This window comes from Pseudoalteromonas sp. APC 3691, from assembly GCF_030408135.1.
Classification (GTDB): domain Bacteria; phylum Pseudomonadota; class Gammaproteobacteria; order Enterobacterales; family Alteromonadaceae; genus Pseudoalteromonas.
This window is the reverse complement of record NZ_JASDCB010000102.1, coordinates 1-8,216: the sequence shown is the minus strand read 5'-3', so window position 1 is coordinate 8,216 and position 8,216 is coordinate 1. Positions and strand designations below refer to the sequence as shown.

Here is an 8,216-nt window from a genome sequence, read left to right as displayed (position 1 = left end):
TGGCTTGCTCAATCGGCGTTTAGAAAATAAGCCGAAGGGATAGAAGAATACAGGAGCCGTATACGAGGCCCGTACGTACGGTTCTGTGAGAGGGATGAGGCAAAAGCCTCACCCTACTCGATGTTTTTTTAAATAGAGTTATTAGTAAGTTTACAGCTCTGACCAGTTTGCGAAAAAGCTCACTTTTTACTGAAAACCTATAGGCAGCAGTACGTGTCGGGCAAGTAGCACTTGTATATTAAACTTTACATACAACAATTATATTACGTTCACGTAAACGTAAGTTGGTGTGGTTTTTATATTTATAGTATTTAAAACTTACAAATAACGATTTTGTGAATTTTTTATCTATAAAATAGTTTTAATCCGGTTATTTAATTTAAGCTCGATGTTTTCATTGGTTTTATCTTCTGCGAGTATAGCGAACTCGAATATGAAATGATAAAGTCTCGGCAATTTCCAGCGCGCATACCCTCTCACGGGTTAACTATTTCGGAGTATTTTAAGTGGCTGTGTTTAATCGAGTTGAATTTGATAACCATGAACAAGTGGTTTTTTGTTCTGATGAAGAGTCGGGTTTAAAAGCAATTATTGCTGTACATAATACCAACCTAGGTCCTGCTGTTGGCGGATGTAGAATGTGGGATTATGCGAACGACGAAGATGCTGTTTATGACGTGCTACGTTTATCAAAGGGCATGACTTATAAAAATGCAGTTGCGCGCTTACCCTTTGGTGGTGGTAAATCTGTAATTATAGGTAACGCGAAAGAAATTAAATCTGAGCAATTATTCCGTGCATTTGGCCGCCAGTTAGAGCGATTAAATGGCAGCTATTACTCAGCAGAAGATGTAAACATCACATGTGCTGATGTAGCTATCATGAATAAAGAAACTAATTACGTACTGGGCCTTGAAGGTAAAAGCGGTAACCCATCGCCATTTACAGCATACGGTACGTTTTTAGGAATTAAAGCAGCGCTACAGCATCAACGCGGTCATCAAAATTTTGCAGGTGTGAAAGTGGCTGTTCAAGGTTTAGGTGCTGTTGCTTATGGTTTATGTAAACATTTACATGATGCGGGCGCTGAGTTGTTTGTAACTGATATTAACCAAGCTGCCATTGACCGTGTAGTCAGTGATTTTGGCGCAACTGCGGTTGGCATTGATGACATTTACGACTTAGATGTTGATGTTTATGCACCTTGTGCATTAGGTGCAACCGTTAACGATTTAACGATACCGCGTTTAAAAGCGACTATTATTGCAGGCTGTGCTAACAATCAGCTGGCAGAATCTCGCCACGGTGAAGTTATTCGTGAAAAAGGCATTTTATATGCACCAGATTACGTAATTAACGCCGGTGGTATTATTAATGTTTATTATGAAACAGCGCCAGATGGTTACAGTGCAGCAGCGTCTAATAAACATGTTGAAGGTATTTTTAATACGTTAACTGAAATTTTTGCTCGCAGCGAAAAAGAGCAAAAATCAACGCATTTAATTGCTGACGAATTAGCCCAAGAGATCATTAAAAACGGTCTATAAATTTAAGCTAAAATGCAATAAAGGTGTGCAATTGCACACCTTTTGTTTATCTGTAAGTTAAGGGGTGTTGATCTTTGCGGATTTAACCTTGAAAGATCAACAGACCCTAATGCAATTATTACTGAACAGCGGTACACTTTATTTTTAATTTTGTGCGGCAAATTATGACTCCCTCAATTTCTCTCATGCAGCCCATCGATTTAGATAATTGGCCTAGAAAGCAACACTTTGAATTATTTAAACACTTTTCTCAGCCTTATTTTAATGTGTGTGTGCGTTTAGATGCTCAAGCACTTTACGACTATTGCAAAACCAATCAATTTTCTTTTTTTCAAGCGTATGTATATTGCACCTTAAAAGCGTGCCATGAGTACGATTCAATAATGCTACGTATAATAGATAATCAACCATGGTTACTTAATAGTGTTCGCGCAAGTGTGGTTGAGTTGTCTGAAAACGATACGTTTGTTTTTAGTTATTTTAATAGCGCAAGCGATTTTAAAGAGTTTGCAAATCATGCAAGTGACGTAAGCAAAAAAGCGAAATTACAGCCGTTATTCTCTGATGCGTTTGCCCAAACGGAAGGGCAGGCAGACTTAATTCATATTTCTGTTTTGCCGTGGCTGAATTTTAGTGCGTTTTCGCATGCATTTAGTGAAGGTGAGAGTTTAGGTATTCCTAAATTTGTATTTGGTCAGTTTGATAAACACACAGGCACAATGCCTTTAGCTATTGATGTACACCATTCATTAATGGATGGTTTGCACGTAGCAAAGTTTATAAACACATTGCAGAATACATTTGACACCTTTTGCAAAGTTTAATCTTAAAAGTCACCATTTTAACGGTAGTGCAAAGCAGTAAGTAATTTATAAGTAGTTTATAGGTCATACAATTCGAATTACTTTATATTCAAATACATAACCTTATATGCTTGAAAAGCACGTGTGCTGGACATATTTATATACCATACCTTAGCTCAGGAAATCCCCATGATAAATGGACTGTTAATTGTTGTTTTAATTCTTTTTGTGGTGATTTTCTGGCGTTGGCCATCAATTCAAAACCGATTATGGCGCAGTAAATATAAAGACTTTGCTTTAAATTCGCAGCAAAAAGATATTTTACTGCGTTGCATGCCCATCTATAAAAAAATGACCGACGCTGACAGAGAAAAGTTAGAGCGACACATAACGTGGTTTTTAAACGAAAAACGCTTCGTTGGTTGTGATGGCTTAAGGCTAACGTCTGCAATGAAGTTAATTGTTGCCGCCGATGCGTGTGTATTAGTGCTTAATAAACCGTGGCCGTTATATAGAAATGTAAAAGAAATTTTATTATACCCCAGTGCTTATTATGCTCCGCAATCAACTCGCGATAGTGCAGGACTTGTGAGTTACCATAATACGGTAAGACTAGGCGAGTCATGGCCTGGCGGCACACTAGTACTCAGTTGGCATGACGTGCTTGAAGGTAACCGCTTGCCAAGTGATGGACATAATTTAGTTTTTCATGAGTTTGCGCATCAACTCGATCAAGAAACAGGTAAAACAACGGGCACACCCATTTTAAAAAGCTCAGCAGATTACAAAGAGTGGGGCCGAGTATTTAGCCGTGCTTTCACCCAGTTGAAAAGTCATGTTGCTTATAGCATGCCACATGTTATTCACAGCTATGGTGCGACTAACGAAGCTGAGTTTTTTGCTGTACTCACCGAAACCTTCCTCGAAAAACCCGCAGAGCTTCGCCGATACGATCCTGAAATTTATAGTATGCTAGTTAATTACTATCAATTTGACCCTATTGTTTGGCATTAAACCTACATAAACCGCGCTTTATCATATAACGCTGGCAAGTTGCGTTTGTTTTTGTTGCAATCATGTGAAATAGTTTTTACTGCAACAATAACAAGCGAGAAACGCATGAAAAAAATGCTTCATACAGTATTAGCATTGTCGGTGTCATTAGCGATAGGGCAGGTAAATGCCGCTGAAAAAGACGAACAAAAATGGCAAGTAGATTCACCAAAAGGGCAATTTGTTAACGCTGCAATTAGCGTTGAGCAAGGCACATGGATGAATATAGATATTAGCCCTGATGGTAAAACTGTGGTGTTTGACTTACTTGGCGATATTTACACTATGCCAATGAGTGGTGGTACAGCTACAAAGCTCACCTCTGATATTGCATGGCAAATGCAACCACGCTTTAGTCCTAACGGCAAAAGTATTGCGTTTACCTCCGACCAAGGTGGCGGCGATAACATTTGGATAATGGACTTAAATGGCGAAAATCAACACGCTGTTACCGATGAAACCTTTAGGTTATTAAATAGTCCTGCATGGAGTCCTGATGGCGACTACTTAGTTGCGCGTAAACACTTTACAGCTAGCCGCTCATTGGGAGCAGGTGAAGTGTGGTTGTATCACAAAGCCGGTGGCAAGGGCGTACAGCTTACAAAACGCGAGAACGATCAAAAAGATTTAGGTGAGCCAATGTTTTCACCGGATGGTCGTTATGTATACTTTTCGCATGATGCAACACCCGGTAAAACCTTTCATTATTCAAAAGATTCTGTAGCGGGTATTTATAAAATTAAGCGCTACGACCGTGAAACGGGTGAAATTGAAACCATAATCGATACGATGGGCGGTGCTATTAGGCCTACACCGTCACCTGATGGAAAAAAACTGGCGTATATAAAGCGTGATGATTTTCAAACTAGTCTTTATTTATATGACTTAACCAGCGGTGAGCACACTAAGCTTTACGATAAGCTTGAGCGAGATATGCAAGAAACATGGGCTATTCATGGTGTATACCCAACTATTGCATGGACACCCGATAATGAAGAACTGGTATTTTGGGCTGGTGGCACAATTCACAAGCTAGATGTTGCAGACAGATCTGTAAAAACCATTCCTTTTAAAGTGCAAACAAGTAAAAAAATTCAAAAAGCGGTGCGCTTTACACAAAACTTAGATACTGATGAGTTTGATGTAAAAATGCTGCGTAATGTGCAAGTAAGCCCAGATGGCGAAACGGCAATTTTTGAAGCGCTTGGGCATATTTATAAACGTGATTTAGAGTCGGGTAAAATTAAGCGTTTAACAAAGCAAACTGATCATTACGAATTATTTCCACAGTACTCTCGCGATGGTAAAAAAATAGTTTACACCACATGGGATGATAACAAACAAGGGTCTGTAAGAGTGGTGTCTGCGCGCAGTGGTCGTGGCGATACAATAACTAAAGAGCCTGGTAAATATGTAGAGCCAACGTTTAGCCCAGATGGTAAAACGGTTGTTTATCGAAAAGCTACTGGCGGCAATATTTTAAACCCTAAGTGGTCACTTAATCCGGGGGTTTATAGCGTAAGCGCTAAAGGCGGTAAAAGTGAACTTATTTCAAAAAGTGGTTATCAACCACAATTTGGAGATGCAAGCGATCGCGTTTTTATAATGAGTCCTTGGCCAAAACCAACGCTTAGCGTAGTTGAGCTTGAAAGTAAAAAAGTTCGCAAACTGTACGAGTCAGAACATGCGACAGAATTTAGAGTATCACCAGATGGGCAATACCTCGCTTTTGCTGAGCGATTTAAAGTATTTGTAACGCCGTTTGTTCAAAGTGGTAAAACAATTAATATTGGGCCTAAAGACAGTCAATTCCCAATAGAGCAGTTATCGGTGCGTGCTGGTGAAAACATTAGCTGGAGTGCTAAGAGCAACAAACTTTACTGGACATTAGGGCCTGAGCTTTATCATGCAAGCCTTGAAGGGATGTTTGCCATTAACAAAGCTGAGGATGCCGACTTTAAAGTGAAAAGTGGCGATAATATCGGTTTCAGTAAAAAAATGGCAGAGCCTAAAGGCATGATTGCGCTCACTGGTGCAAAAATTATTACTATGGATGGCGAAAAGGTTATTGAAAATGGTGTAATTATCACTGATGGCAAGCATATTAAAGTAATTGGTACAGCCAGTGAGATAAGCATCCCTAAAGGTGCTGAGGTTATTGATGTAACAGGCAAAACAATTATGCCTGGTATTGTTGATGCTCATGCACATGGCTCGCAAGCAAGCGGTGAAATTATACCTGAGCAAAACTGGAAAAACTTTGCAGGTTTAGCGCTGGGTGTAACTACAATTCACGATCCATCAAACGATACCTCAGAAATATTTACCGCAAGCGAAATGCAAAAGGCAGGCATGATTGTTGGTCCGCGTATTTTCTCAACGGGTACTATTTTATATGGCGCAAATATGCCAGGTTATACGTCGCATATTGACTCGTTAGACGATGCTAAATTTCATTTAGAGCGCCTTAAAAAAGTAGGGGCGTTTAGTGTTAAATCGTATAACCAGCCACGCCGAGAGCAGCGCCAACAAGTTATTGAAGCAGGCCGTGAACTTGAAATGATGGTTGTCCCTGAAGGTGGCTCATTATTACAACATAACTTAAGTATGATTGTAGATGGACACACAGGTATTGAGCATTCAATCCCTGTAGAGAACATATATGACGATATAAAGCAGTTATGGTCGCAAAGTGATGTTGGTTACACACCAACACTTGTAGTGGCTTATGGTGGCATTTGGGGTGAGAACTACTGGTACGATAAAACTGATGTGTGGAATCATCCACGTTTAAGTAAATTTGTGCCAAAAAATCAATTATTACCACGCTCTATGCGCCGCATTAAAGCGCCCGATCATCACTATAATCACTTTAATAACGCACGCGTTGCTGCTGAGCTGCAAGACCTAGGTGTATTAGTTAACTTAGGTGCGCACGGTCAGCGTGAAGGCTTAGGTGCACACTGGGAGATGTGGATGTTCGCACAAGGCGGAATGACACCGCTTGAGGCAATACGTGCATCAACACTCGATCCGGCTAAGTATTTAGGACTTGATAAAAACGTAGGCTCGCTTGAAGTGGGCAAACTGGCTGATTTAATGGTTATAGATGGCGATCCGCTTAAAAATATTCGAGATTCGGATAAAGTAGATTACACCATGAGCAATGGTCGACTATTCAATGCAGAGACAATGAATGAAGTGGGTAAAAAAGAACGCGAACCATTTTATTTTGAAGAACTGTAATTTATTTTAAACTTTTTAAAGCGGCTACATAGCCGCTTTTTTTAGCCTTACACAACTTATAAAGCTTTATGTTTTTGGCAAATAACGGATATAAAAAAACCGCTTAACGCGGTTTCTTTTAAAAATCATAAATGTTGATTAAACAACACCGCGCGGTAAGCGACAGTCATGATCTTTACGAGCTAAAATTACAATCCAAAGTTCTTCCGCTGTGTAACCTTCTTCATTTTCGGTAACAACAGTGAATGGCGCTTTTTTCTGTGCTTTAACAGGAGCAGCTGCTTTTGGTTTTTTCGTTTTAGTTGTTTTACCAGAGTTTAATTTTTTAGTAAGCTCTGCTACGTCAGCTAGGCGTAAATTTTTACCGCCATCAATGCTGTACCAACCAGGTTTAGTTGTGATTTCAGGTTTTTTACCATTGGCAGTTTCGTACGCTGCTTCAAAGGCAGATAACACTTCTGTTTTGTCTAGTTTGCTCATCAGAGACCCTATACGTTGTGAACACAGATAAAGAAGAGGTATTTATACCTATTTTAAAACAGTTTTTCAATTTTTTGCGATTTTCCTTCCATTTTAGGGCTATAAACGCCAAAATTTGCACAAAATTCAGTGCTAAGTAAGGTAAGTTATATGCAACGTAGAGAATTTAACCAACTCCTAAATGACATTTTGAAACCTCATTTAATAAAAGATTTTTGCCCAAATGGCTTACAGGTCGAAGGTAAAAACGAAATTAAAAAAATTGTGACGGGTGTAACCGCAAGTCAAGCTTTAATAGAAGCTGCCATTGAGCAACAAGCAGATGCTATTTTGGTTCATCATGGTTTTTTTTGGAAAGGGGAATCTCAACCAATAACGGGTATGAAAAAGCGTCGCATAGGCGCGCTACTAGCAAACGATATTAATTTATTCGGCTATCACTTACCACTCGATATTCATCCAGCAGTTGGCAATAACGCGCAACTTGCAAAGTTATTGGATATTGAAATTGAAACAGGGCTAGAGCCAACTTCAAATAGCGTAGCAATGAAAGGGCGTTTAAAAACACCATTAAGTGGTGAAGATTTTGCAGATAAAATTGCAAAAGTGCTTAATCGAACCCCGCTCACAAGCTTAGTACGCTCAGCTAAAATAGAAACCATTGCACTGTGTACTGGTGGTGGGCAAGGATATATTGACTTAGCAGCAGAGCAAGGCATTGATGCTTATTTAACGGGTGAGGCATCGGAGCAAACAATTCATAGTTCTCGTGAGCAAAACATTGATTTTTTTGCTGCAGGGCATCATGCAACAGAGCGCTATGGTGTAAAAGCTCTGGGTGAGTTACTTGCTCAAGAGCATGGTTTTGATGTGACATTTATAGATATAGATAACCCAGTTTAACTAGGCTATCTATTAGTTAACCTGAACTCTAATTGAGATAGATTTATTATCCAGAGTTCATATATGGTCTCCTCCAGTATTGCAAGGTGTCATTCAACGATAGCAGGGACAGGTTTGCTGTCATATATACGGTCTTTTAGTGAAGATTATTACTTCTGACCTTGATGTAATCCGCGCATATTGT

6 protein-coding genes are annotated in these 8,216 nt (G+C 39.5%); 5 read left to right on the top strand and 1 reads right to left on the bottom strand.

Annotation, left to right across the window (positions count from 1 at the left end):
• The first annotated feature begins 506 nt into the window (after window positions 1–506).
• The 4 genes from QL998_RS19740 to QL998_RS19725 all read left to right on the top strand — a co-directional run bounded on the left by QL998_RS19740 (window position 507) and on the right by QL998_RS19725 (window position 6,649).
• A complete protein-coding gene (locus tag QL998_RS19740) occupies window positions 507–1,547 on the top strand; it encodes a Glu/Leu/Phe/Val dehydrogenase (protein WP_033028599.1) in 1,041 nt (346 codons plus the stop codon).
• Between the two features lie 185 nt (window positions 1,548–1,732).
• Entirely contained in the window at window positions 1,733–2,371 is a 639-nt protein-coding gene (locus QL998_RS19735; RefSeq protein ID WP_182198007.1) for a chloramphenicol acetyltransferase, read from the top strand.
• 168 nt (window positions 2,372–2,539) lie between these two features.
• Complete coding sequence (locus QL998_RS19730) at window positions 2,540–3,364, top strand: M90 family metallopeptidase (protein ID WP_002961680.1); 825 nt, start codon at window positions 2,540–2,542, stop codon at window positions 3,362–3,364.
• 105 nt (window positions 3,365–3,469) lie between these two features.
• Window positions 3,470–6,649 (top strand): amidohydrolase family protein, encoded by a 3,180-nt coding sequence (locus tag QL998_RS19725; RefSeq protein ID WP_182198003.1) that lies wholly within the window; start codon window positions 3,470–3,472, stop codon window positions 6,647–6,649.
• A gap of 138 nt (window positions 6,650–6,787) precedes the next feature.
• On the opposite strand, the gene QL998_RS19720 is transcribed toward QL998_RS19725, so the two are convergent.
• Window positions 6,788–7,129: a hypothetical protein gene (locus tag QL998_RS19720; protein WP_002961684.1), complete on the bottom strand. Its 342-nt coding sequence runs from the start codon at window positions 7,127–7,129 to the stop codon at window positions 6,788–6,790.
• Between the two features lie 150 nt (window positions 7,130–7,279).
• On the opposite strand from QL998_RS19720, the gene QL998_RS19715 reads away from it, so the two are divergent.
• On the top strand, window positions 7,280–8,032 hold the full coding sequence (locus tag QL998_RS19715; protein WP_182198005.1) for a Nif3-like dinuclear metal center hexameric protein: 753 nt from the start codon (window positions 7,280–7,282) through the stop codon (window positions 8,030–8,032).
• Window positions 8,033–8,216: the final 184 nt, after the last annotated feature.

Excerpts from the sequence above, each read along its gene's own strand:
- QL998_RS19735 (WP_182198007.1), top strand. The coding sequence starts at position 1,733 with ATGCAGCCCATCGATTTAGATAATTGGCCTAGAAAGCAACACTTTGAA.
- QL998_RS19730 (WP_002961680.1), top strand. The coding sequence starts at position 2,540 with ATGATAAATGGACTGTTAATTGTTGTTTTAATTCTTTTTGTGGTGATT.
- QL998_RS19725 (WP_182198003.1), top strand. The coding sequence starts at position 3,470 with ATGAAAAAAATGCTTCATACAGTATTAGCATTGTCGGTGTCATTAGCG.
- QL998_RS19720 (WP_002961684.1), bottom strand. The coding sequence starts at position 7,129 with ATGAGCAAACTAGACAAAACAGAAGTGTTATCTGCCTTTGAAGCAGCG.
- QL998_RS19715 (WP_182198005.1), top strand. The coding sequence starts at position 7,280 with ATGCAACGTAGAGAATTTAACCAACTCCTAAATGACATTTTGAAACCT.